Source organism: Microvirga puerhi (genome assembly GCF_020089865.1).
Classification (GTDB): domain Bacteria; phylum Pseudomonadota; class Alphaproteobacteria; order Rhizobiales; family Beijerinckiaceae; genus Microvirga; species Microvirga puerhi.
The window spans coordinates 23,332-45,578 of the sequence record NZ_JAIRBM010000015.1 but is presented as its reverse complement, the minus strand read 5'-3'; the positions used below and the strand labels follow the sequence as shown (position 1 = coordinate 45,578).

Here is a 22,247-nt window from a genome sequence, read left to right as displayed (position 1 = left end):
TTGACCTTCATGCTCGACGACAAGGACCGGATTCTGATCGGTGCCCTGCGCCGGAACGCGCGGGAAAGCCTCGTCGGCCTTGCCCGTAGCGTCGGCCTATCGCGCAGCGCGACCCAGGAGCGGATGCGCCGCCTGGAGCGGGAGGGAATTATTCGGGGCTACACGGTGGATGTCGCATCCGAGCAGGACCCGGCGGTGCGGGCCATGATCGCCGTGACCTTCCAACCCGGGTTTCGCTGCAAGCACGTGGTTCCCCATCTCTCCGGCATGCCGGAAATCATCGCCTGCCATTCGCTCACCGGCTCCATCGACCTGATGGTGATGGTGGCCTGCGACTCCAACGCTGCGCTCGATCGCATCCGCGACGCTGTCGGTTCCGTCCAGGGCGTCGCGACCGCCACGACGCATGTCGTTCTCGGAACGCCTTTGGCGCGGGGGTAAGGGCGATCGAATTCGTCACTTCAATTGGACTGCTCCGTCATTTTGCCGTGCCTATCGGAGGTATTGCTGCCACGGAGGAGCACTTTCTCTCCAGTCGCATTGCAGTCATGCTGATTTTCCTGTCGCCGGTCGGGAATAAACCATGACGCTGGACGAGCGGAACGAAGATGTTCGGGCGATCGAAGCCGTCATCGCTCGGCAGTTCGCATCCTTGAGCTGGACACATGACATTTCGGCAGACTGGAGTGGATTCGCGGCGGATTTTCTTCCCGATGCGCAGCTCTATCCTGCCGCACGGCCGGTGCAGCGCCAGACCGTCGAAGCCTTCATCGAGCGGATGAAAGGGCTGCAGGGAACGACGCTGAATTCCTTCAAAGAAGTCGTCCTGGGAACTGACGTTCAGGTATTCGGCAACGTCGCAGTCGCGCTGGCGGTCTGCGAGATGATCGAAAACGATGCCGACGTGCATCGCGGTGTCGAGATGGTGCTTCTCGTCAAGGACGAGGGCGCTTGGCGAATCGCGTCGCAGGCTTGGGATACGGAGAGCCTGTCGAAACCGCTTCCTCCGCGACTTCTCGGTCTGATCGATGAGCGACTGATCGGGCCGTGACTGGCGTTATTGTGTCTCTTCGCGGGACGCCGTCCTGTGGATTGCGGGCAAAGGCGAGCTTGGCATTGCGCTTTCTTTCTTCAGCTTTGCCGCCCTAGTTTATCCAGCAGGTTTGGAGAATTCGCTCACGTTGCGCTACCCGCCCCAGATCCTCGAGGAAATTCGCGCCCGGCTGCCGATTTCGGCTGTCGTGGGCAAGCGCGTGCGTCTCAAGAAGGCGGGCCGGGAATGGAAGGGGCTTTCGCCCTTCAACGCGGAGAAGACGCCGTCCTTCTACGTGAACGACCAGAAGCAGTTCTATCATTGCTTCTCGTCGGGAAAGCACGGCGACATCTTCACCTTCCTCCAGGAGACGGAAGGGCTTTCCTTCCCCGAAGCCGTGGAGCGGCTAGCCGCCGAGGCAGGTGTCGTCCTGCCCAAGATGACCCGCGAGGATCGCGCCGAGGAGGTGAAGCGCAACACGCTTTACGACGTCATGGAGATGGCGACCGAGTTCTTTCGGGCCTCGCTCCAGGGCCGCTTCGGGCCGAAGGCGCGGGACTATCTCGCCAGCCGCTCCTTGAGCCACGAGACGCAGGAACGCTTCCGCATCGGCTATGCTCCGCCGGAGCGTTATGCTCTGCGTGATCATTTGGCCGAGAAGGGCGTTCCGATCGAAATGATGGAGGAGGCGGGCCTTCTCTATTCGGGCGAGGACGTGAAGATCCCCTACGACCGGTTCCGCGACCGGATCATGTTCCCGATCTGCGATCTGCGCGGCCGGGTCATCGCCTTCGGAGGGCGGGCGATGGGCGCCGAGGTCTCGGCAAAATATCTCAACTCGCCCGACACGCCGCTCTTCAACAAGGGCCGGCTTCTCTACAACTTTCACTTGGCCCGCAAACCCGCCCACGACACGGGCACGGTGATCCTCGCCGAAGGCTATGTGGACGTGATCTCCTTGAGCGTCGCGGGCTTTCCCAACGCGGTTGCTCCTCTCGGTACGGCCCTCACGGAGGAGCAGCTGACGCTTCTCTGGCGCATGGCGGATGAGCCCGTCCTCTGTTTCGACGGCGACAAGGCCGGCCGGCGCGCCGCCTACCGGGCGCTCGATCTCGCGTTGCCCAATCTCAGCGCTGGAAAGTCTTTGCGCTTCGCTCTCTTGCCGGAAGGGCAGGACCCGGACGACTTGGCGCGGTCCGGCGGCTCCGCGGCGATCGAGCGGGTGCTCGCCTCGGCGCGGCCGATGATCGACATCCTCTGGGCTCGGGAAGTGGAAGCAGGACCGCTCGATACACCGGAGCGGCGGGCCGCACTGGAGCACCGTCTGCGCGAATCACTTGCGTTGATTCGCGACGAAACCCTGAAGCGATATTACCGGGAGGAGGTGGAAAGCCGCTTGTCCACGCAGAATCCGGCTCCGCGACCGGTCAGTTTTCAGCGCCGGGGCGGCGGATCCCGACGCGACCGCTGGGGGACGGCTCCCACGACGCCGAATGCCCGATTGAGCGTTTCACCGCTCCTCGCCCGAAGCGCCCTGTTTACCGGCGGCACCACTGAAACGCCGCGCGAGGCAATGATCCTCTGCGCGTTCCTGGCTCATCCCGAGATGCTCCACAATCATGCCGAAACCCTTGCGGAGCTTGAGTTTGAGGGCAGGAGCGCCCAGGATCTGCGGCGGTTTCTGATCGACGATGCCGCCCATGGCGAGCCAGCGGATCCCGATGTCATGCGGACCCGTCTCGAGCGGTCGGGCCTTGCAGCCGTTGCCGAACGTCTTACATCTCTCGTACGCCCCGGCGACCGTTGGATGCTCGATCCGCACGCCGATTTCTTGCGACTTGAGGACGCATTGCGGCAGGCAATCACCTTGCATCGCCGCGCACGCACGTTACATAGCGAACTTCGGGCCGCGGAGCGCGCGCTCGCCGAAGACGACAACGAGGCCAATCTCGCCTGGCTGCGAGAGGTCCAAAACCAGCTGTCTTCCGTCGAGGGTGCCGAGGCCGATCTAGACAACGGAGTTGTCCACCGCGATCACTGATGCCCGCCCGGTTGGCGTGGGCAGCATAGGCGGGCGGACGAGCGGGGTATGGTTAACGGTTAGTCAAGCGACTTGCTGTTTAACGGTTGGAATGGATTTCGGGTGGTGAAGCCAGGTCGCTTCACTGCCCATTCGCGCATCGCTGATCCGGCTCGGGGCCGGTGAGGCGACGGAGTACTGCAAAGCATGGCAACGAAGGCAACCGAACGGGACGAAGCCGAGACCGCAGCGCCTGAGCAGCAGAGCGACGGGCCTCTTCTCGATCTGACCGATGCCGCCGTACGGCGGATGATCAAGCTCGCCAAGAAGCGCGGCTATGTGACCTATGACGAGCTGAACGAAGTCTTGCCGTCCGAGGAGTTCTCGTCCGAGCAGATCGAGGACGTGCTTGGCCAGTTGTCCGAGATGGGCATCAATGTGGTCGAGTCGGAGGAGGCCGAAGAGGGCGAGAAGGCGGAGGCGGAAGAGGAGGAAGCCGAAAGCGGCGACCTCGTCGAGGCCACGCAGTCCCGCGCCGTGGCGGTCCGCGAGACCACCACCAAGGAGCCGACCGACCGCACCGACGATCCGGTGCGCATGTACCTGCGCGAGATGGGCTCGGTGGAACTCCTCTCCCGCGAGGGCGAAATCGCCATCGCCAAGCGCATCGAGGCCGGTCGCGAGGCGATGATCGCGGGGCTCTGCGAGAGCCCGCTGACCTTCCAGGCCATCATCATCTGGCGCGACGAGCTCGTCGAAGGCCGGGTGCTCCTGCGCGACATCATCGATCTCGAAGCGACTTATGCCGGCCCCGACGGCAAGGGCGCGCCCCGCGAGGATCTCGGCGAGGGCGAGGAGGAAGCCGCCGGAGAAGAAGGCGAAGGTGCCGCGCCGCCGGAAGGCGAAATGGACGACGACGACATGGAGAACAACGTGTCGCTCTCGGCCATGGAGGCCGAGCTGAAGCCGCGCGTTCTCGAGACGTTCGATTCCATCGCCGACAACTACAAGAAACTGCGCCGTCTCCAGGTCGAGCACGTGGAACAGCGCATGCAGAACAAGCAGCTGACCCCGGCCCAGGAGCGCAAGTATCGCGAGCTGAAGGCGGATGTTGTCGCGGCGGTGAAATCTCTCTCGCTCAACAACAATCGCATCGAGGCCCTGGTCGAGCAGCTCTACGACATCAACAAGCGGCTCATTTCCCATGAGGGCCGCCTGATGCGCTTTGCCGAGAGCCATGGCGTCGCCCGCGAGGAGTTTCTCAAGCACTACCAGGGCTGGGAACTCGATCCCAAGTGGGTCCTGCGCGTCTCCAAGCTCGGCGGAAAGGGCTGGAAGGATTTCGTCGCAAGGGGCAAGGACCAGATCCACGAACTGCGTGAGAAGATTCACAATCTCGCTTCCGAGACCGGCCTGGAAATCCAGGAATTCCGCCGCATCGTGATGATGGTGCAGAAGGGCGAGCGCGAGGCCCGGCAGGCGAAGAAGGAGATGATCGAGGCGAACCTGCGTCTCGTGATCTCGATCGCCAAGAAGTACACGAACCGCGGCCTTCAGTTCCTGGACTTGATTCAGGAGGGCAATATCGGCCTCATGAAGGCGGTCGATAAGTTCGAGTACCGCCGCGGCTACAAATTCTCGACCTACGCCACATGGTGGATCCGGCAGGCGATCACCCGCTCGATCGCCGACCAGGCCCGCACGATCCGCATTCCGGTGCACATGATCGAGACGATCAACAAGATCGTCCGTACCTCGCGCCAGATGCTGCACGAGATCGGCCGCGAGCCGACCCCGGAGGAGCTGGCGGAAAAGCTTGCCATGCCGCTGGAGAAGGTGCGCAAGGTTCTCAAGATCGCCAAGGAGCCGATCTCCCTCGAGACGCCGATCGGCGACGAAGAGGACAGCCACCTGGGCGACTTCATCGAGGACAAGAACGCGATCCTGCCGATCGATGCGGCGATCCAGTCGAACCTGCGCGAGACCACGACGCGGGTTCTGGCCTCCCTCACGCCGCGTGAGGAGCGTGTGCTGCGCATGCGTTTCGGCATCGGCATGAACACCGATCACACGCTCGAAGAGGTCGGTCAGCAGTTCTCGGTCACCCGCGAGCGCATCCGTCAGATCGAAGCGAAGGCCCTGCGCAAACTCAAGCATCCGTCGCGCAGCCGGAAGCTCCGGAGCTTCCTGGACAATTGAGATAGAGAAAAGCGCCCACCGGGCGCTTTTTCTTTAGCCGGGTTGGGTCAGTGGATCGGCGGCAGGTTGTGAGCTTCCCATAGCTGCCTCGGAATCGCGTCTCCCAAGGAGAATTCGAAGGCTTTGACCGTTCGACGGTCGGGTGAGAGTTCACATTTGAATGTGAGGCCGTACCATTGGTGAGCGCTGCGGAATGCGGCGCCTTCGGCCAGAACAGTGCCCCTCAAGACCTTCACATCTGCCATCGCATAGGCCACGACCCGATCTGGCTGGAATTGTTTTGAGGCAGCCACGATCTGCGCCATGGCCTCGATCCCGCAGAGCTGTTCGATCCGTGTTTCTTCGTCGAAGGTTGAGAGCGCTTGTCTCATCTGACGGCTCAGGGGCTGAGCCAGCACCTGCTGCGACAGCATTCTGGTCGCGCGGATCGTCCCGCCAGGGAGGGGATCGGGACGTTCGGCGAGAGGCGGTGTTGGAACCGAAGCCTGGCCCGGAGGCGTTTCCCTGTCTGCCAAGTCGTCGGGAGGAGAAGGTAACACACGATCCGCTTTCGATGATGAAAGCGAGTCGAATTGAGCCGGAGACCAGATTTCGACAGGAATTCCTTCATCGAACTGGAGAACCGGTCGTGGCGCCAGGGCCAAGGTGCAGGCAAGTAGCAATAGCCCGTGCAGGCCGAGCGAGGCTGCCAAGCCGCGTCCGTTTGCCAGGACATGAGAGCTGATCCAGGGACGTGCCTGCAAGGGAGCCACATCTTTGCCAACGAAGCTTTGCCGTTGGCATGGCGCCCGGGTGTGGCGGGATTGCGGCAGTCATGGTTCTGCTCTCCCGTGCCCATGGGGAATGCAAACACCCTAAGTTTCGCGGAGGAACAGGACGGCGCCGCCGGCCGCGAAGGCAGCGAGACTGACCACCGCTACCGGCAAGCCGGCCTTGGCATTTCCAAGGCTGAAGGTCATGCCGGTCTTGATCACGGTGTTCGTCGTGACGGCGAGGCCGACTCCGGTGACCGCCGCAGCCGCCGAGATGGAGTTCAGTGAAAGCCGGGCCAGCGACAGGGTGACGGCGTCCACGTCAGCGATGCCGGACAGGATGGCCAGAACGTTCAGGCCGGCATCACCGACGGTTTCGACCAGGATTTTGCCGAACAGGCTGATGACTGCGATCAGAGCTGCGAGCTGCAAGGCCGTGCCGAGTTCGAAGGGATTGTGAATCCGCAAATCCGGCTGCGCGCCGTCCTGTCCGTGATGTCTGAACAGGAGGACCGCCGCTCCGAGGAGGAGCACGAGCCCGGCGGCTCCAAGCGGCCAGCCCAAAGGTCTCAGGAGGTTGAAGTTGACCAGGCTGGCGACAATGATCACCCGCACGACCATGACGGCGCTTGCCAGGAGAATGCCACCGGCCAGGAGCGGCCCCGAGGCCGGTTGCTCGCGTGCGAGGCGCGCAAAGGTCGCTGTCGTCGCGGTCGAGGAGGCGAGCCCGCCCGCGAGCGCTGCGAGGGCAATTCCGTGCTGGCCACCCGTGATTCGTACGGCCACATAGCCGACGAAGGAAAGTGCCGCGATGATGATGGCCAACAGCCAGATCGCGGCCGGATTGACGGCCTCATAGGGATCGATCGGCCGGTTCGGCAGGATGGGCAGCAGCAGGAACGTCATGGCGAGCAGGATCAGAGCTGCGCGGATCTCTATCCATGTCAGACGTCGCAACCAGGAATGCAGAGGCTGTTTCAGGGCGAGGACGATCGTCGCGGTGACCGCAATCGTGACAGCGATCTGCATATTTCCCAGAATTGTGTAGGACCCGAGGGCGAAGGCCAGTAGGGCGGCCACGACGCCGGTGGCGCTGAAATTGCCTTCCACTGATGCTTCCAGCCAGGCGAATGCCGTGAAAGCAAGAGCAAAGGCCAGGAAGGCGATGCTGAGAAAGACCACGCCGAGATGATCGCTGAGGATTGCGCAGAGCGCCCCGAGAAGGGTCGCCAGCATGTAGGTGCGAAGTCCAGCCGCGCGTTCTCCCTCGGCTTCCTCTCGCTGCTTCCAGCCGCGCTCGATACCGATCAAAAGGCCGATGGCGAGAGCAACGGCGAGGCGTTCGAGCAGCGGATCCAGGTTCATGATTTCCTTCTCGGCAGGGACGACCGCTATCCTTGTACCGCCTTCTGTTGCGGTCGAGCTAGAGAGACGCTCGCGCGGGCATCGAGGAGGACCTTGGCAAGCGCTTCTGCATCGCTGCGCCGAGGTGACGACCGTCGCCAGGCCAATCCGATCATGCGCATCGGCTCGGGATCGGCAAAACGAATGAGCTGCACCCGGTCGGTTCTCTCGATATCCGCTGCCATTTCCGGAAGCAGGGTCACGCCATACCCGTTGGCGACGAGATGCATCACCGTCGAGAGGCTGGACGCGCCGAAGGCCATCTGGATGTTCGGCGAAAGCGCGCCGCAGACGCTCAGTGCCTGGTCCCGAAGGCAATGACCTTCTTCAAGGAGCAGAAGATGTTCCGTCGCAAGGGCGGAAGGGTCCATGCGCTCGCTCTTTCGACGATGCGCGCGTGCTTGGCGCGCGACCAGGAAGCGATCCTGAAAGGCATTCAAGGTATCGAGCTCCGGCCTATCGAGGGGCAGCGCCGCGATGATCAGGTCGAGGTCGCCGCGGATGAGTTCTTCCACGAGGGAGGCAGTCTGCGTCTCGCGAATGCGCAGCTCCAAATGCGGATATCGCTCGTGAAGCGACGGGAGGGCGCGGGGCAGCAGATAGGGCGCAATCGATGGAATGATGCCGAGACGCAGGAGCCCGACCAAGGGAGGTTTCTCGCGGCGGGCATAGTCCTCCAGATCCGCTACGGAGGCGAGGATTGCGGCGCCGCGGCGGGCGACTTCCTGTCCATCGGCGGTGAGATCCACCGCATTGCGGCGGCGCTCGACAAGGTGACAGCCGAGAGATTGCTCCAGCTCCTGGATCTGCATGGAGAGGGCAGGCTGGGTGACATGGCAGAGGGCCGCCGCACGGCCGAAATGGCGGGTTTCGGCGATGGCCGTAAGATAACGAAGCTGGCGCAGGGTGATCATGACGATAAGTTAAACTGATCGTCCCGGTCAGACAATCGAATTGGACTAATTCAAAGCGCACGGCGAAGGTGTGGGCATCCAGGAGGATGCATCATGACGAAACCGACCATGACCACCACGGCCGGCGCGCCGATTGCCGACAACCAGAATTCCATCTCGGCCGGGTCCCGCGGTCCGCTGCTGTTGCAGGACTACCAACTCATCGAGAAGCTGGCGCACCAGAACCGTGAACGCGTTCCGGAGCGCGTGGTACATGCCAAGGGCTCGGGCGCCTACGGCACCTTCACGGTGACGCAGGACATCACGAAGTATTCCAAGGCCAAGCTGTTCTCCAAAATCGGCAAGCAGACGGAAGTCTTCCTGCGCTTCTCGACCGTTGCGGGCGAACGCGGTGCGGCGGACGCGGAGCGCGACGTACGCGGCTTCTCGGTGAAGTTCTATACGGAAGAAGGCAACTGGGACGTGGTCGGCAACAACACGCCGGTCTTCTTCGTGCGCGATCCGCTGAAGTTCCCCGATTTCATCCGCACCCAGAAGCGGCACCCCTCGACCAATCTGCGCAGCCCCACCGCCATGTGGGACTTCTGGAGTCTTTCGCCGGAGAGCCTGCACCAGGTGACAATCCTCTTCTCGGATCGTGGCCTGCCGCAAGGCTACCGTTTCATGCACGGTTTCGGTTCTCACACCTATTCGTTCCTGAGCGCATCGGGCGAGCGGTATTGGGTGAAATTCCACTTCAAGTCTCTGCAGGGCATCAAGACCTGGACCAACCGTGAGGCGGAAGGGGTGGTCGCCAAGGACCGTGAGAGTGCCCAGCGCGATCTCTACGAGGCCATCGAGAACGGCGATTATCCGCGCTGGCGCGTCTGCGTGCAGATCATGCCGGAAACGGATGCCGAGAAGACATCCTATAACCCGTTCGATCTCACCAAGGTGTGGCCGCATGCGGATTATCCGCTCCACGAGATCGGCATTCTCGAGCTGAACCGGAATGCCAAGCACTATTTCGCCGAGGTGGAGCAGTCGTCCTTCTCGCCGTCCAATATCGTTCCGGGTATCGGATTTTCGCCGGACAAGATGCTCCAGGGACGCCTGTTCGCCTATGCGGATGCCCATCGCTACCGGGTCGGCACCCATTACGAGGCGCTGCCGGTCAACAAGCCACGTTGCCCGGTCCACCATTACCATGCCGATGGCGCGATGCTGTTCGAGACCCCGGAGCGGGGCGATGCCTATTACGAGCCCAACTCCTTCAACGGTCCGGTGGAGGACCGTAGTCTCGCCGAACCTCCGCTGAAGATTTCCGGCGATGCTGCCCGCTACGATCATCGGATCGGCAATGACGACTACAGCCAAGCCGGAGCCCTGTTCCGCCTCATGAGCGACGAGCAGAAGGCTCAGCTCATGAGCAACATCGCGGAAGCCATGCAGGGCGTACCGGTCGAGATCGTGAAGCGTCAGGTGCTCCACTTCTATCTCGCGGACAAGGCCTATGGTCTCGGCGTTGCCGAGCGGATGGGATTGTCACCGAGCGAGGCGGTGCCGCAGGCTGCGGAATAAGCCACGTTCGCAGAGCCGACCACAGAGTGCCGCCCGGAAAACCGGGTGGCATTTTTGTTAGGGCGCTTATGCGGCCCGGTAATCGCGGCGTTGCAATAGGATCATTTGCAACTGGTCCCGGTTTTTGCCATTTAATCACGACGGTTTTTGCAAAAAGAAAGCAAAATACATGATTAAAAGGTGGTTTAGCCGACCGCTCTGGCAGCGGGTAGCGGTCGCCTTTGCCCTCGGCATCCTTGCCGGCGCTCTGGTGGGCGAGCGGGCTGTCGTCTGGTTCAAGCCCCTCGGCGACATCTATCTGAACCTGGTGCGGATGATCGTGATTCCGCTGGTGTTCTTCACGATCACGTCCAGCGTGGCGAAGCTCGCCGAAGCCGGCAATGTGGCACGGCTCGGCATTCGCACGCTGTTCTGGTTCGTGGCGACGTCCGTTCTCGCCGTGCTCGTCGGCATCGCCTTCGGCCACCTGATCAATCCCGGTCTCGGCCTTGCGAACCTGCCGCTCGGCGAGGTCAAGCCGAGGACGATCCCGACACCGCTCGAAGTGCTCATCGGCATCGTTCCGACGAACCCGATCAAGGCGATGGCGGACACCAATGTCCTGCAGGTGCTGTTCTTCGCCGGCATCGTGGGAGCAGCCCTTGTCTCGCTCGGAGAGAAGACCGCGGGTATCCGTAACCTGGTCGATCAGGGCGCGACCCTTGTCTTCCGTGTCACCCGCTGGGTGCTTCAGCTGACGCCGATCGGCACTTTCGGCCTGATCGCCTGGGTGGTCGGCAAATACGGCCTTTCGTCCCTGCTGCCCTTAGGCAAGTTCATCGCCGCCATGTATGCCGCGTGCCTGTTCCATATCGTGGTGGTCTATGGCGGCCTTCTGAAGCTGCATGGCCTCAAGGTCGGACGCTTCTTCCGCGGCGTGCTGCCCGCTCAACAGATGGCCTTCGCCACATCGTCGAGTCTCGCGACCCTGCCCATGTCCCTGCGCGTCGCCGTCGAGCGCCTGGGCGTGCCGCAGAGCTACGCGAGCTTCGCGGTGCCCCTTGGCGCGAACGTGAAGATGGATGGCTGCGGTGCCATCTATCCGGCGATTGCCTCGATCTTCATCGCGCAGTATTTCGGCCTCGACCTGTCTCTGACGCAATATGTGCTGATCGGGCTGACGGCGGTCCTCGGTTCGCTGGGTACAGCCGGAGTTCCTGGCACCTCGATCGTCATGCTGACCCTGACCCTCAGCACGGCTGGCCTGCCGCTGGAAGGCATCGGCTATATCATCGCCATTGACCGGGTCATCGACATGATGCGCACGGCAACCAACGTGACCGGCCAGGTTCTTGTGCCGGTGCTGGTGGCGAAGGAGGAGGGCGTTCTGGACCTCGCCGTCTATAATGGGGGTGAAGAGATACGGAGCGCTTCTCCCGACGCGGTTCTCGCGCCTGCCGAATGAAGTTCACCGGGTCGGGGCCGCTGGAACCCCGGCCCGCTCTCCATCCGATGCAACCGGAGCCTAGCCCTGCCGTTCTGTTTCTAGAGCACGTGCGGAAAGCCTACTTTTCCGCTCGATGGGCTAAGGAGCGGAAATCGGCGTGGCATCACAGACCTCGTCCAAGAAAGTCATTTACGCTGCGCTGCTCGGCAATCTGCTGATCGCCGTCACGAAATTCGTCGCGGCCGCCTGGACCGGCAGCTCAGCCATGCTGAGCGAGGGCGTGCATTCCCTCGTGGACACCGGCAACGAGCTGCTCCTTCTTTACGGCATCTACCGTTCGAATAAGCCGCCCGATCGCGCTCACCCTCTCGGCCATGGGCGCGAACTCTATTTCTGGACCTTCATCGTCGCTCTGCTGATTTTCGCCCTTGGCGCGGGCGTGTCCTTTTACGAGGGCATTACCCACATTCGCCGTCCCGAGCCGATGGAAAGCCCGCTGGTCGCCTATCTTGTCCTTGGGTTTTCCCTGCTCTTTGAAGGCGGATCCTGGTGGATCGCACTCAAGGAGTTCAGAAAGGCCAAGGGGCCGCTCGGCTATTTCCGCGCGGTCCGAGAGAGCAAGGATCCTACGACCTTTACCGTGCTGTTCGAGGATACGGCAGCTCTGGCCGGATTGTTGATTGCATTCGTGGGCATTACCGCAGCTCAACATTTCGATATGCCGGAACTCGACGGCATGGCTTCTCTCGGCATCGGTGCGGTTCTCACGACCACCGCTCTTGTGCTGGCGCGGGAAACGAAAGGCCTCCTGATCGGTGAGGCCGCCAATCACAAGCTTGAGGCCTCGATCCTCGCCATCGCTCAGGCCGATCCGGCCATCGAACGTGCCAATGGCGTTCTGACCGTCCATCTGGCGCCGGACCAGGTGGTCGCTGCCCTCAGCGCGGAGTTCTCCGACGCGTTGAGGACACCGGATATCGAGGCCTGCGTGAGGCGGATTGAGACCAAAATCAAGCAGACGCATCCCGAAATCACGACGCTGTTCATCAAGCCGCAGACGGCGGGCACCTATCGTGACCGGAAAGACGCCGTCGAAGGACAAATGACATCCGGTTAATAGAAGCGTGACAATCGGTGTCTATTGAAACTGCACCTCTTTCCTCCATAGATAATCAACTTCGATGTAAAAGGAGCGCGCATGGCCGAACGGGTCATCAAGGACGACCAGCCTCGCGTCTATTTCGATTGCAACAAGTGCCCGGCCTTCTGCTGCTCGATCTACGAGCGCGTGGCCGTCACGAAGCGAGACATCACCCGCCTTGCCAAGCATTTCGGCGTCACCTTCGAGGAAGCGCAGCGGCGCTACACGACGGAGTACGACGGGGAGCGGGTTCTCAAGCGCGTGAAGGATGTGATCTTCGAGCGTACCTGCGCGTTTCTCGACCAGAAGACCCGCGGCTGCACGATCTATCATGCCCGGCCGGGCGTCTGCCGCTCCTATCCGGGGCGTTCGCGCTGCGCCTACTATGACGTCCTGCGCTTCGAACGCATCCAGCAGGGTGACGAGAGCGTCATACCGCAGATCAAGATCACCTTCCGCGAGGTCGAGGAGGACGTCGTGGAAAACGCCGATGGGCCCGAGCGCGTCTACGAGTGGGATGATACCGAAAAATAGCGGACCTCATGGTGCTGCGCCGGTTCGTCGTCACGGATGCACGACGATCGTCGCCGTCATGCCGGCGCTGAGGCGGATGGAATCGGGGACCCGGTCGAGGGCGATCCTCACCGGGATCCGTTGAGCGAGCCGAACCCAGCTGAAAGTCGGATTGACGTTGGCGATCAGATCCCCCGAGCCGGAGATGGTCTCACGGTCGGCGATTGCGCGGGCAATGCTTTCCACATGTCCTTCGATTTCGTCGGGAAAGCCAAGGAGCCTTACCGTCGCGCGATCTCCTTCGCGGAGATTCCGCAGCTTGGTTTCCTCGAAATAGCCGACGACATAGAACGAGTCGCTGTTCACCACGGCAAGTGAGGCCTTGCCTGCCACTGCATAGTCTCCGACGTGGACCTGGAGATTGGTCACATATCCGTTGACCGGTGACCGGATCGTCGTGAGATCAAGATTGAGATGGGCGATGCTGAGTGCAGCCAAGGCTCCGTCATAGGCCGCTTCCGCCAGATTAACCGCCGTCTCCGCCTGCTCTCGTGCTTCCACCGTGATGGCGGCGCTCGACAAACGGGTGCGTCGTTCCAACTCCCGGCGCCGCTGTTCGAGCTCGCGCTCGCGGGCCGCTACATCGGCTTCCGCCTGACTGAGAGCGAAGCGGTATCGATCGGGGTCAATGATGAACAGGACATCACCCTTCTTCACCGACTGGTTGTCCTTCACTCTGACCTCGGCCACCGAACCTGCGACCTCCGGGGCAATCTGGATTACGTCGACGCGAACGCGCCCATCCCGCGTCCAGGGCGTCTCGACATAGAGACGCCAAGCAAAGAAGCCCGCAGTGAGAGCCAGCGCAGCGATAAGCGTTGTAATGACGAAGCGAAAGGTCCGGGACGCGAGCACAGTTCAAAGATCCCAATGAAAAACGGCGAAGATGCAACCCGACAGGATCAGGACATACAGCGCCGTGTTGAAGAGCGCGGGATGCCAGATCAGGCGATAGGCACCGACCCAACGCAGCAGCGCTCGCAAGACGAGCCACAACAAAGCTGCCAAACCGGCATAGGCGAAGAGGGGCGGCAGGAAGATTCCAAACAGATCGATTTCCTTGATCATAAAGGCTCCGGCGCGGCCAGGATGGCATGCAGCGCATAGGGTTGCGATACGCCGAAGAAGTCCTGATGGCGGTCCATGGCGCTGCTGATGGCAATCAAGGCTGTCAACGCTTCGGCCGTCCGGGACGATCGATGAGCGATCAGGATCGGTACGATATGGCGAAGGTCGGGCGCTTGGCCATTCTGTCGCTCATTCTTGAGATTGCGGAAATGGTGGCTGAGATCGATCAGGCCCGCATCCAGCGCGCGTGCCGCTGCCGGATGAAGTGAGCTTTGAATCCTACGTAGCGTGAGCAGATTGAATCCGACGCGCAATGCCGTTAGGGCGCCGCGCATGAGCCTCTGCTGATTTGGTTGTATGATGTCCACGCGGGAGAACAGGGCGTTGATACGGTCGAACATGCGGCTCGCGAAATGCGCCCGATCGAAGGATCCTTCGCCAGAGGCTAGAACTTGAAGGTCTCGCAGGATACCGCGGCGGATGCGCCGGATCGTCCAGTCGACGCCAAGCGGCCGCAGAAGCCGGAACATGAGGATACCCACCGAAATGCCGCTGAGGAGCGCCAATGTCGAATTGAGGAAGCTCGCAAAGTCCGCTTGAGTCGTCGTGTTGGTCAATCCCAGGAAGGCGACGAGGTTGAGGCCGAGCGGGGTGACCTTCGTGCCGATGCTGGGTTGCGCGAGCAGAATTCCGAAAGGAAGGTAGAACGGCAGCAAAACCATGACCAGGGACGTGAAATCATCGACGGTCGGAAAAATCGCCAGCAGGTAGATCGCCGCGGCGATCGCGGAGAGAAGCGTCATGCGCAGGAAATTTCCCGCAGCGGAGGCAGGATCGTCCAGCGATGCCAGAATGCTGCAAATCACACCACTGAAGATGACAGCGGAGCTGCCATTGCTCCAACCGGAAGCTATCCAGAAGGCAGATGTCGTCAGAACGGCCGTCACTGAAATGGCCCCGGCAACCAGGGCCAGCGTGACGTCCCGGTATCGGGTCGTGGACGGAGCCGCTTCTTCGATCCGGATAGGCTGATCGGAGAACAGACCCTCATGTAACACCAGAATCCTGCGCCACGTTTCGAGCGCATCGCGTAGGCGCAGCATAATATTTCTGACGACGATATTCTCGGGATCGCGGATCATGTCGTCGAGGGATGGCACATTATCGCCGATGCGGCTTTCAAGGTCGCGAATGGTATCTTCGAGCGCAGTGTCGCGTTCCAGAACGTCGTCACGGTCGAAGACCCGGGCAGCATCATCCAGCAAAGGTCGAAGAATCTCGGCCTTTCCCGGCGCCGCCGTCTGGAGCAGGACCATGCGGTCGTGAATGGACACCAACAGGACCAGAAGAGCGAGAATGCGCCCCTGAAGGTGACGGGCGACATCGCCGGCGGCTCTGACAGATGGGGTATCGAACATTGAAAAAATGCGCAGAGCGTTGAGTGAGACTGCATCCGCGATCAGCCGGCGCTGATCCGCCAGAAATCGATCTGGATCGATTTCCCCGCGCATCATGTCCCGGACCCAGCGTGCCGAGGCGAAAAGGGTCGCATCGACTGAGGTTTTCAGGGCTTCGCCAGCGGAGCGCGGAAAGACGAGCTGGCTCACAAGTGTGGCGCAGCCAATCCCGAGCGTAATTTCGATGCATCGGCCGATGGCATAGTCGAAGGCGGTATCGGGAGCGAGAGCCGCCGGAATGCCGATGATGGCAGCCGAATAACCCGACAGCATTGCGCCGTATGCGGCTGGCGCATCGCGCAGCAGCACCGACGTGAAGGTGCAGGCCCCGATCCAAAAGGCGAGCGAAATAAGGAAAAGCGGCGGTGACTGCGCGAACAATCCGACGAGCAGCAGGGCCATGAGCGCCCCCACCACCGTTCCGGCGACGCGGAAGACGGACTTTGCCGCAACCATCCCGGCGATGGGCTGGGAGACGACGAAGACGGTCAGCATGGCCCAGCTCGGCTGGGTGAGGTCGAGCCGGAAGGCGATCCAGAGGGCAAGCATGGCTGCGCCGAACGTCTTGATCGAGAACACGACGTCTCGCCAGCTCGGCTGCGGCATAGGCAGGGGAACTCTCGCTCGGGTTTTACGGCTCGATCGGCCTCAGCGATTCGGGCGGAGGCGGTCCCATCATCATCTAGAGGGAGGCCCCGCGAATCCCAGGGTTAATAGGGGCCGGGGCCATGACGATTGCTGGAGCTCCACCGGTAATGTTCAACTGGCAACCCAGCATTGCAATATGGAAGGGGGAGGCGTCGTAAGATATCGTCTATAGGCTAGGAAAGACTGTTCCAATCGAGGCCGCGCGTCCGCCGGCTTCTTTCAAGAAAACGCCATGGACACCAAATCGACCGTCATCTCTGCCGCCGCGCCTGTCCACACCACGGCAGAGCGAGTGGCTGTCCCGATCCTCGTAGCGATCAGTTTCTCGCATTTTCTCAACGACCTGATCCAGTCGCTGATCCCCGCGATCTACCCTGTTCTCAAGGAGAGCTACGCTCTCGATTTCGGGCAGATCGGCCTGATCACCCTGACGTTCCAGCTCACGGCGTCGCTGCTCCAGCCCCTTGTCGGCGTTTATACGGACCGCAAGTCGCAGCCGTTCTCGCTGGTGGTCGGCATGGGCTTTACCCTGGTCGGTCTGCTGACCCTGTCGCGTGCTTCCTCTTATCCGCTCCTGCTTCTGGCGGCGGGTCTCGTCGGTATGGGCTCCTCCGTCTTCCATCCGGAATCTTCCCGGGTAGCGCGTATGGCCTCCGGTGGACGGCATGGTCTAGCCCAGTCGGTCTTCCAGGTCGGCGGCAATGCAGGGACTGCGATAGGGCCGCTGCTCGCGGCCTTCATCGTGGTGCCCATGGGCCAGCCGAGCATCGCCTGGTTCTCCCTCGTGGCCCTGCTTGCCATGATCGTCCTGTCCCAGGTCGGGCGCTGGTATCGCGATAAGCTCATTGCCCTAAAGGCCAAGCCGCGCTCGGGCCCTGCGAAGTCGGCCCATTCCCGGCAGCGGATCTTCTGGTCGATCACCATCCTGATGCTGCTGGTCTTCTCGAAGAACTTCTATACGGCGAGCATCACCAGCTATTTCACCTTCTATCTGATCGCGAAATTCCAGCTCTCCGTGCAGGATGCGCAGCTTCACCTGTTCATCTTCCTCGCCGCAGTAGCGGCCGGCACAGTGCTTGGCGGGCCGGTCGGCGACCGGTTCGGGCGCAAATACGTGATCTGGTTCTCGATTCTCGGCGTTCTGCCGTTCACCTTGGCGTTGCCCTACGCGAACCTGTTCTGGACCGGGGTGCTGAGCGTCCTGATCGGCTTGATCCTCGCTTCAGCCTTCTCAGCGATCTTGGTCTATGCGACGGAATTGGTGCCGGGAAGGGTTGGGATGATCGCCGGTCTCTTCTTCGGCCTCTCGTTCGGCATGGGCGGCCTAGGCGCAGCCGTGCTTGGCGAGCTGGCCGATTGGACCAGCATCGAGACGGTGTATCGGGTCTGCTCGTTCCTGCCGGCGATCGGCCTGCTCACCGTGTTCCTGCCGCATGAGCGGCCATGGGGGCGCACGGCCTGACAAAGGCCGCAGGGTCAGCGCCAGGCGTAGTTGAAGCTGATGCTGATACGCTCGCTCTCCGCTTCGTTCACGGGGACTTCGTGGCGAAGCCAGCTCTCCCAGAGCAGGATCGTGCCCGGCTTCGGCGACATATAGGCGAACTGCCGGTTCTCCGGCTTCGCCTTCGGCTTGCGGGGCGGTGCGGCCATCATGAAGCCGAGGCGCGGATCCTCGAGCTTCAAGGCACTCGCGCCGTCCGGAATCGTGACATAATAGGTGCCGCTGACGACCGAGTGAGGATGGATGTGGGATGTGTGCACGCCCCCAGGCGGCAGGATGTTGATCCACAGGCTGTCGAGCTCGAGCTTGCGGCCCTTGAGATCGAATTCCAGTTCTTTCGCGAAGGCGGTCACATGGGTATTGAGCTGCTTCAGCAGCTCGCCGAATACCGGGACTCGCCAGGGCAGATCATCCAGGGAGGCGTAAGATGTGTAGCCCGGATAGCCGTTTTTCTCACACCAGCGTTGCCCGGCCTCGTCGTCCTCGGCAATGGACCAGCAGGCCGCTTCGAGCTCCGTATTGAGGCGCTCGGCCTTCGCGCCGGCAAGCTCTGCACGATAGACTTTGGTGACGAAAAGGGTTTCGATACTGGACATGGCACGGCTCTAGCGGTCGCGAAGGAGAGTGTCAAAACCAAAGCAGCTCGGCAAGAACCGCAAGAACAGTTTCGGGCGACCCCTCGCTTGCAGGATCATCATGACGATCCCACCTTGGCGCTATGATGCTCTCGCTCTCTGAACCCGGTCTCATGGACGACCCGCTGATCCTGGCCCGCAGCCTCGATTCCGAAACGTTGTCGCGGGTCATTGCCCTCCGGGATTGGCTGGTGACTGGCGCGGCCAAGATGGACGATCCGAGCGACATCCTTAGCGCCTTCATCGAGCGGCTGCGGGAGCTCGGGCTGCCGATCGACCGGGCTGCGTCGGCTATCGAGGCACTGCATTCGGAATATGCCGGGATCGGACGGTTCTGGACCAAAGACGAAGGCACGGTCGTCCGTTACCTTCCGCACGGCGAGCGCCGCGAGACGGTCTATGCGTCAAGTCCTTTTGCCTATGTGAACCGCACCAATGAATGGCTCTTGCTCGACCTGACGGAGACGCCTGAGGACAAGTTCCCGATCCTGACGGAGTTGAAGGAGGCTGGATATCGCCACTACCTGACGGTACCGCTGCGCTTCAGCAGCGGCGCGGAGAACGCTATTTCCTTCGCGACCCGCTCGCCGAACGGCTTCGACGAGAAAACCCTGAAAATCCTACGTCTTGTCATGCCGTCCTTCGCCCTCGTCATCGAACTCAGGGCCACGAACAACCGACTCGACGAGGTTTTGCGGATTTATGTGGGCGACGATCCGCACAAGGCGATTCTTTCCGGCGCGATCCTCCGCGGTCAGGTGACACGGATCCGCTCGGCGATCCTCTTTGCCGACATGCGTGACTATACGCAGATCTCTTCGACCTTGAGCCCGGAGCATGCGGTCGAGCTTCTGAACAATTACTTCGATTGTCTCGTACCGCCGATCGAGGATGAGGGGGGTGAGGTGCTCAAGTATCTGGGCGATGGCCTCCTTGCCATCGTTCGGGACAAAGGCGACGATACGGGCGGTGCCCCTCAGGCCGCACTTTCTGCCGCTACCAAAGCGCTGCGACGCGTCCAGGCCGCGAACAGCGAAGGGCGCTTCCCGGTGCCGATCAACATCGGCATCGCCCTTCATCACGGCGATGCTGCCTATGGCAATGTGGGATCGGGCCGGCGGCTCGATTTCACGGTGATCGGCCGGGACGTCAATCTGGCAAGCCGTATCGCGGAGCTGAACAAAGAGCTGGGCGAGCCGATTCTCATGTCCAAGCCCTTCGTGGAGCACCTTTGGGGCGATCCGACGCCCCTCGGGGCGCACAGTCTTGAGGGCTTCGACGAGAGGGTCGAGATCTTCCGGCCCTGAGGGCAAAAAATGGCGCAGCCTTCTTCGCGAGACACCGTTGCGCACCGGCCGCATTTCCCGCTAAAAGCCCCTGACCCTTCTCCAAAGGGCCTGTAGCTCAATGGTTAGAGCCGGCCGCTCATAACGGTCTGGTTGCAGGTTCGAGTCCTGCCAGGCCCACCATTCAATAAAATCAATGAATATTGTTTATGATGATGGTCGAACTCGTGAAAGCGATTCGAGGTCTTGCCTTTCCCAATTGCGATAATGAAAATTAAATAAAATCAAAGCTTTAGTGGAAAAATCATGTCAAAGTGCTAGCCTGAAAGATCTTAAGTCGGCCCTCCACGCACCTGATCGATCTGACGAGATTGGGGTATCGCAACTTGAACCCCGCGGATTCCTAGTCTCCTCCTACACGATACTCGCAACGTAAAGCTTGAGGAGGTTAAATGCCAATCAGCGACGAAGCTGAGATGGAGCACTATGAAGCTTTCATGCGCAATGCTGGCTCACGACTGATCTCACCCGCCAGCGACGATACTTCTAACATTGAGTTCAAGTTTGGCGGCGATTGGAGAGAATGTCGAATCTGGGAGGGCTACTTTGATGCTAGCCTTATTCTACTCAGGACTATGTTCCAGAAAGCTCCGCAGACTGGCAACTTGATTTTCCCGGCTTTGTTCAACCTTCGCCATGCCACGGAAGTCGCCCTCAAGTGGCACATTCGATACGCAGGTGGCGTTGTTCCCAAACGGGTTGGGCATAACCTTGACGTTTTGATAGAGGCCTTCCGAGAAACGGCCTACGATCTGGACAATAACGCAAGCTACATTTCTGATAACATGCTGAATAACATATCCGAGTTTGCATTGGTCGATCCGCGCTCCGTAACGTTCCGCTATTCTACCGAACTGGATGGCTCGCACATCAAAATTGCCCCGGAACGTTGGGACCTCGGCCGCCTCTATTTCGTAGCTGACGCGCTATCGCTCTGGTTCGATGGATTGTCAGGAGCAATCGATCTTAGTCGAGATGATGAATATCAAGCTTATCTGCGCGGCAGCTAAATGTCTCAGTTCAAAAGCTGGCAGGGTTCATTAATCCCGGCTTCACTATGTATGCTGTTAAGACCGATGGCGTCCTAGGGAATTTGGAGCCGGGAGGCTCGGCGGGGCGAGAGCGGGCTTGGGCGTTGTATTCCACGACATCTGAGCAAGCGTGCTAAGGCAGAGAGCATCCGTATGTGTCTGCTACGCAAGGCGTTTAATCTTCTCTGAATGCGCGATTGAAGCTGTCGAGCAAGGGTTTCAATGCATAAAGTGCCACAGTGCTCCGTCCGGTTTTTATGAAGGCCTCCGCTGGCATGCCAGGAACCATCTCAACTCCCTGGGCTGGTGCCAATTGCGGATTGTCGATGCGAATTTTTGCAGAATAGCAGGGCTGATCCGTTCTTTTATCGGTCAATCGATCCGCAGATACGTAAGTCACCGAGCCAGTCAGGAGCGGCGTTCCCCGTGCACTATACGGCAAGAGCCTGACCGCAGCCGACAGTCCTATGCGCACGACATCGATATCTTCAGGCTTTACGCGCGCAACGACGATAAGTTGATCTTCCTTCGGCACGAGGTCCAGGAGCGGAGCGCCTGGGGCGACGATACCACCGGGCGTATGGATTTGGAGATTGGTAACGATGCCGTTTTTGGGGACCCTGATTTCCATACGCGCCAACTGATCGTTCATCGCCAGAATTCTCTCGATAAGCGTCGCAACTTGGTTCTGCGTATCCCTAAGAGACTGTGCGATCTCATTTTGCCGGTCGCTTTCAAGCTTGAAAAGCGTTGCCTTGGACTCGCTGATAACTTGGCGCGCGCGCGCAATCTGGGCCACAGCCTCGCCTCGGCGTCCGTCGATCTCCACACGCTCCCTATCAAGCGAAAGAAGCCGAGGACGACGTTCGAGGCCTTTTTCCACCAGTGATGCAACCGCGGCGCGTTCTTCCGCGATAATGCCTGCTCGTTTCCCCGCAGCATCGTCTTGTGCCTGAAGCCCCGCGATTTCGTGCTCCACCCGCGACATGTGCTCGTGGATGACGGCAGCCTGGGAGCGAAAGACCTGCAGTCGGGTCTTAAAGATCTTCTGCTGCCCAGCAATGATGGTCTCTATGGCAGGGTTGTTAGAGCGTGCCGCAATCAGCGACGCCGGAATCGCGATCTTCTCCCTCCCGTCTCGCTCGGCAAGCAGCCTGGCCTCCCGCGCTTTGCCGTCCCAATACTGCTGGAACCAACTCTGAAGCTCTGCCTGGACTCTCGTCTGGTCCAGTCTGACAAGGATCTGCCCGCTCGATACGAGATCGCCATCCTGAACGGGAATCTCGCGAATGATGCCACCCTCGAGATGTTGGATCGTCTTGCGATTGGACTCCGCTTCTACGGTTCCGAGCGCGATGGCAGCACTCTCTAGAGGAGCGAAGAAAGACCATATGCCGAAGGCGGCAACGAAACCAAAAGTAAGGATGTTTCCAGCCAGGATAACACCACGCATTCTCGACAACGGCGTGGGTGGCACAGGAACAGGAGACCACTGTTTTGCTATGGCATGGCCGTCAATAACTGCGGTCATGGGATCCG

Annotated in this window: 19 protein-coding genes and 1 tRNA gene; 12 read left to right on the top strand and 8 right to left on the bottom strand. The window is 60.8% G+C overall.

Annotation, left to right across the window (positions count from 1 at the left end; all coding sequences use genetic code 11):
* Positions 1–9 precede the first annotated feature (9 nt).
* The 4 genes from K9B37_RS17800 (at position 10) to rpoD (ending at position 5,252) form a co-directional block, all read left to right on the top strand.
* Positions 10–441, top strand: coding sequence for an Lrp/AsnC family transcriptional regulator (locus K9B37_RS17800; RefSeq protein WP_224314877.1), 432 nt, complete (start codon positions 10–12; stop codon positions 439–441).
* A 142-nt stretch (positions 442–583) separates the two neighbouring features.
* Positions 584–1,051, top strand: a complete 468-nt coding sequence (locus K9B37_RS17795) for a nuclear transport factor 2 family protein (RefSeq protein WP_224314876.1) — start codon at positions 584–586, stop codon at positions 1,049–1,051.
* Positions 1,052–1,181: 130 nt separating this feature from the next.
* Positions 1,182–3,074: a DNA primase gene (gene dnaG, locus K9B37_RS17790; RefSeq protein ID WP_224314875.1), complete on the top strand. Its 1,893-nt coding sequence runs from the start codon at positions 1,182–1,184 to the stop codon at positions 3,072–3,074.
* Between the two features lie 186 nt (positions 3,075–3,260).
* Positions 3,261–5,252: an RNA polymerase sigma factor RpoD gene (gene rpoD / locus K9B37_RS17785; RefSeq protein ID WP_224314874.1), complete on the top strand. Its 1,992-nt coding sequence runs from the start codon at positions 3,261–3,263 to the stop codon at positions 5,250–5,252.
* A 47-nt stretch (positions 5,253–5,299) separates the two neighbouring features.
* On the opposite strand, the gene K9B37_RS17780 is transcribed toward rpoD, so the two are convergent.
* From K9B37_RS17780 to K9B37_RS17770, 3 genes are all read right to left on the bottom strand, one after another.
* Positions 5,300–5,995 carry a DUF930 domain-containing protein gene (locus tag K9B37_RS17780; RefSeq protein ID WP_224314873.1) on the bottom strand — a complete coding sequence of 232 codons (696 nt, stop codon included), beginning with the start codon at positions 5,993–5,995 and terminating at the stop codon, positions 5,300–5,302.
* A gap of 111 nt (positions 5,996–6,106) precedes the next feature.
* Positions 6,107–7,369, bottom strand: coding sequence for an MgtC/SapB family protein (locus tag K9B37_RS17775; RefSeq protein WP_224314872.1), 1,263 nt, complete (start codon positions 7,367–7,369; stop codon positions 6,107–6,109).
* Positions 7,370–7,395: 26 nt separating this feature from the next.
* Complete coding sequence (locus K9B37_RS17770; RefSeq protein WP_224314871.1) at positions 7,396–8,322, bottom strand: hydrogen peroxide-inducible genes activator; 927 nt, start codon at positions 8,320–8,322, stop codon at positions 7,396–7,398.
* 90 nt (positions 8,323–8,412) lie between these two features.
* On the opposite strand from K9B37_RS17770, the gene K9B37_RS17765 reads away from it, so the two are divergent.
* The 4 genes from K9B37_RS17765 to K9B37_RS17750 all read left to right on the top strand — a co-directional run bounded on the left by K9B37_RS17765 (position 8,413) and on the right by K9B37_RS17750 (position 12,983).
* Positions 8,413–9,882, top strand: a complete 1,470-nt coding sequence (locus K9B37_RS17765) for a catalase (protein ID WP_369414351.1) — start codon at positions 8,413–8,415, stop codon at positions 9,880–9,882.
* A gap of 169 nt (positions 9,883–10,051) precedes the next feature.
* Positions 10,052–11,326, top strand: a complete 1,275-nt coding sequence (locus tag K9B37_RS17760; protein WP_224314869.1) for a dicarboxylate/amino acid:cation symporter — start codon at positions 10,052–10,054, stop codon at positions 11,324–11,326.
* Positions 11,327–11,465: 139 nt separating this feature from the next.
* Positions 11,466–12,425: a cation diffusion facilitator family transporter gene (locus K9B37_RS17755; protein ID WP_224314868.1), complete on the top strand. Its 960-nt coding sequence runs from the start codon at positions 11,466–11,468 to the stop codon at positions 12,423–12,425.
* Positions 12,426–12,506: 81 nt separating this feature from the next.
* Entirely contained in the window at positions 12,507–12,983 is a 477-nt protein-coding gene (locus K9B37_RS17750; protein WP_224314867.1) for a YkgJ family cysteine cluster protein, read from the top strand.
* A 30-nt stretch (positions 12,984–13,013) separates the two neighbouring features.
* Here the strand turns inward: K9B37_RS17750 and K9B37_RS17745 are convergent, their stop codons facing one another.
* The 3 genes from K9B37_RS17745 to K9B37_RS17735 are packed head-to-tail and all read right to left on the bottom strand — an operon-like array spanning position 13,014 to position 16,153.
* A complete protein-coding gene (locus tag K9B37_RS17745; RefSeq protein ID WP_224314866.1) occupies positions 13,014–13,877 on the bottom strand; it encodes an efflux RND transporter periplasmic adaptor subunit in 864 nt (287 codons plus the stop codon).
* Between the two features lie 3 nt (positions 13,878–13,880).
* A complete protein-coding gene (locus K9B37_RS17740) occupies positions 13,881–14,090 on the bottom strand; it encodes a DUF1656 domain-containing protein (protein ID WP_224314865.1) in 210 nt (69 codons plus the stop codon).
* Positions 14,087–16,153: an FUSC family protein gene (locus tag K9B37_RS17735; protein WP_224314864.1), complete on the bottom strand. Its 2,067-nt coding sequence runs from the start codon at positions 16,151–16,153 to the stop codon at positions 14,087–14,089. The genes K9B37_RS17740 and K9B37_RS17735 overlap by 4 nt, the downstream gene beginning before the upstream one ends.
* A 274-nt stretch (positions 16,154–16,427) precedes the next feature.
* On the opposite strand from K9B37_RS17735, the gene K9B37_RS17730 reads away from it, so the two are divergent.
* Entirely contained in the window at positions 16,428–17,657 is a 1,230-nt protein-coding gene (locus K9B37_RS17730) for an MFS transporter (RefSeq protein WP_224314863.1), read from the top strand.
* A 14-nt stretch (positions 17,658–17,671) separates the two neighbouring features.
* Here K9B37_RS17730 and K9B37_RS17725 read toward each other — a convergent pair whose 3' ends face one another.
* A complete protein-coding gene (locus K9B37_RS17725) occupies positions 17,672–18,292 on the bottom strand; it encodes a TIGR02466 family protein (RefSeq protein WP_224314862.1) in 621 nt (206 codons plus the stop codon).
* A gap of 152 nt (positions 18,293–18,444) precedes the next feature.
* Here K9B37_RS17725 and K9B37_RS17720 point away from each other — a divergent pair, with 152 nt between their 5' ends.
* The 3 genes from K9B37_RS17720 (at position 18,445) to K9B37_RS17710 (ending at position 20,687) form a co-directional block, all read left to right on the top strand.
* Positions 18,445–19,638 carry an adenylate/guanylate cyclase domain-containing protein gene (locus K9B37_RS17720; protein WP_224314861.1) on the top strand — a complete coding sequence of 398 codons (1,194 nt, stop codon included), beginning with the start codon at positions 18,445–18,447 and terminating at the stop codon, positions 19,636–19,638.
* Between the two features lie 86 nt (positions 19,639–19,724).
* Positions 19,725–19,800, top strand: a tRNA-Ile gene (locus K9B37_RS17715).
* Between the two features lie 269 nt (positions 19,801–20,069).
* A complete protein-coding gene (locus tag K9B37_RS17710) occupies positions 20,070–20,687 on the top strand; it encodes a hypothetical protein (protein ID WP_224314860.1) in 618 nt (205 codons plus the stop codon).
* Between the two features lie 196 nt (positions 20,688–20,883).
* Here K9B37_RS17710 and K9B37_RS17705 read toward each other — a convergent pair whose 3' ends face one another.
* Positions 20,884–22,239 (bottom strand): HlyD family type I secretion periplasmic adaptor subunit, encoded by a 1,356-nt coding sequence (locus K9B37_RS17705; protein WP_224314859.1) that lies wholly within the window; start codon positions 22,237–22,239, stop codon positions 20,884–20,886.
* Positions 22,240–22,247 lie beyond the last annotated feature (8 nt).

Coding starts and splice junctions, on each gene's coding strand:
- K9B37_RS17800 (WP_224314877.1), top strand. CDS start 10: ATGCTCGACGACAAGGACCGGATTCTGATCGGTGCCCTGCGCCGGAAC.
- K9B37_RS17795 (WP_224314876.1), top strand. CDS start 584: ATGACGCTGGACGAGCGGAACGAAGATGTTCGGGCGATCGAAGCCGTC.
- rpoD (WP_224314874.1), top strand. CDS start 3,261: ATGGCAACGAAGGCAACCGAACGGGACGAAGCCGAGACCGCAGCGCCT.
- K9B37_RS17775 (WP_224314872.1), bottom strand. CDS start 7,369: ATGAACCTGGATCCGCTGCTCGAACGCCTCGCCGTTGCTCTCGCCATC.
- K9B37_RS17770 (WP_224314871.1), bottom strand. CDS start 8,322: ATGATCACCCTGCGCCAGCTTCGTTATCTTACGGCCATCGCCGAAACC.
- K9B37_RS17760 (WP_224314869.1), top strand. CDS start 10,052: ATGATTAAAAGGTGGTTTAGCCGACCGCTCTGGCAGCGGGTAGCGGTC.
- K9B37_RS17750 (WP_224314867.1), top strand. CDS start 12,507: ATGGCCGAACGGGTCATCAAGGACGACCAGCCTCGCGTCTATTTCGAT.
- K9B37_RS17740 (WP_224314865.1), bottom strand. CDS start 14,090: ATGATCAAGGAAATCGATCTGTTTGGAATCTTCCTGCCGCCCCTCTTC.
- K9B37_RS17735 (WP_224314864.1), bottom strand. CDS start 16,153: ATGCCGCAGCCGAGCTGGCGAGACGTCGTGTTCTCGATCAAGACGTTC.
- K9B37_RS17730 (WP_224314863.1), top strand. CDS start 16,428: ATGGACACCAAATCGACCGTCATCTCTGCCGCCGCGCCTGTCCACACC.
- K9B37_RS17725 (WP_224314862.1), bottom strand. CDS start 18,292: ATGTCCAGTATCGAAACCCTTTTCGTCACCAAAGTCTATCGTGCAGAG.
- K9B37_RS17720 (WP_224314861.1), top strand. CDS start 18,445: ATGGACGACCCGCTGATCCTGGCCCGCAGCCTCGATTCCGAAACGTTG.
- K9B37_RS17710 (WP_224314860.1), top strand. CDS start 20,070: ATGCCAATCAGCGACGAAGCTGAGATGGAGCACTATGAAGCTTTCATG.
- K9B37_RS17705 (WP_224314859.1), bottom strand. CDS start 22,239: ATGACCGCAGTTATTGACGGCCATGCCATAGCAAAACAGTGGTCTCCT.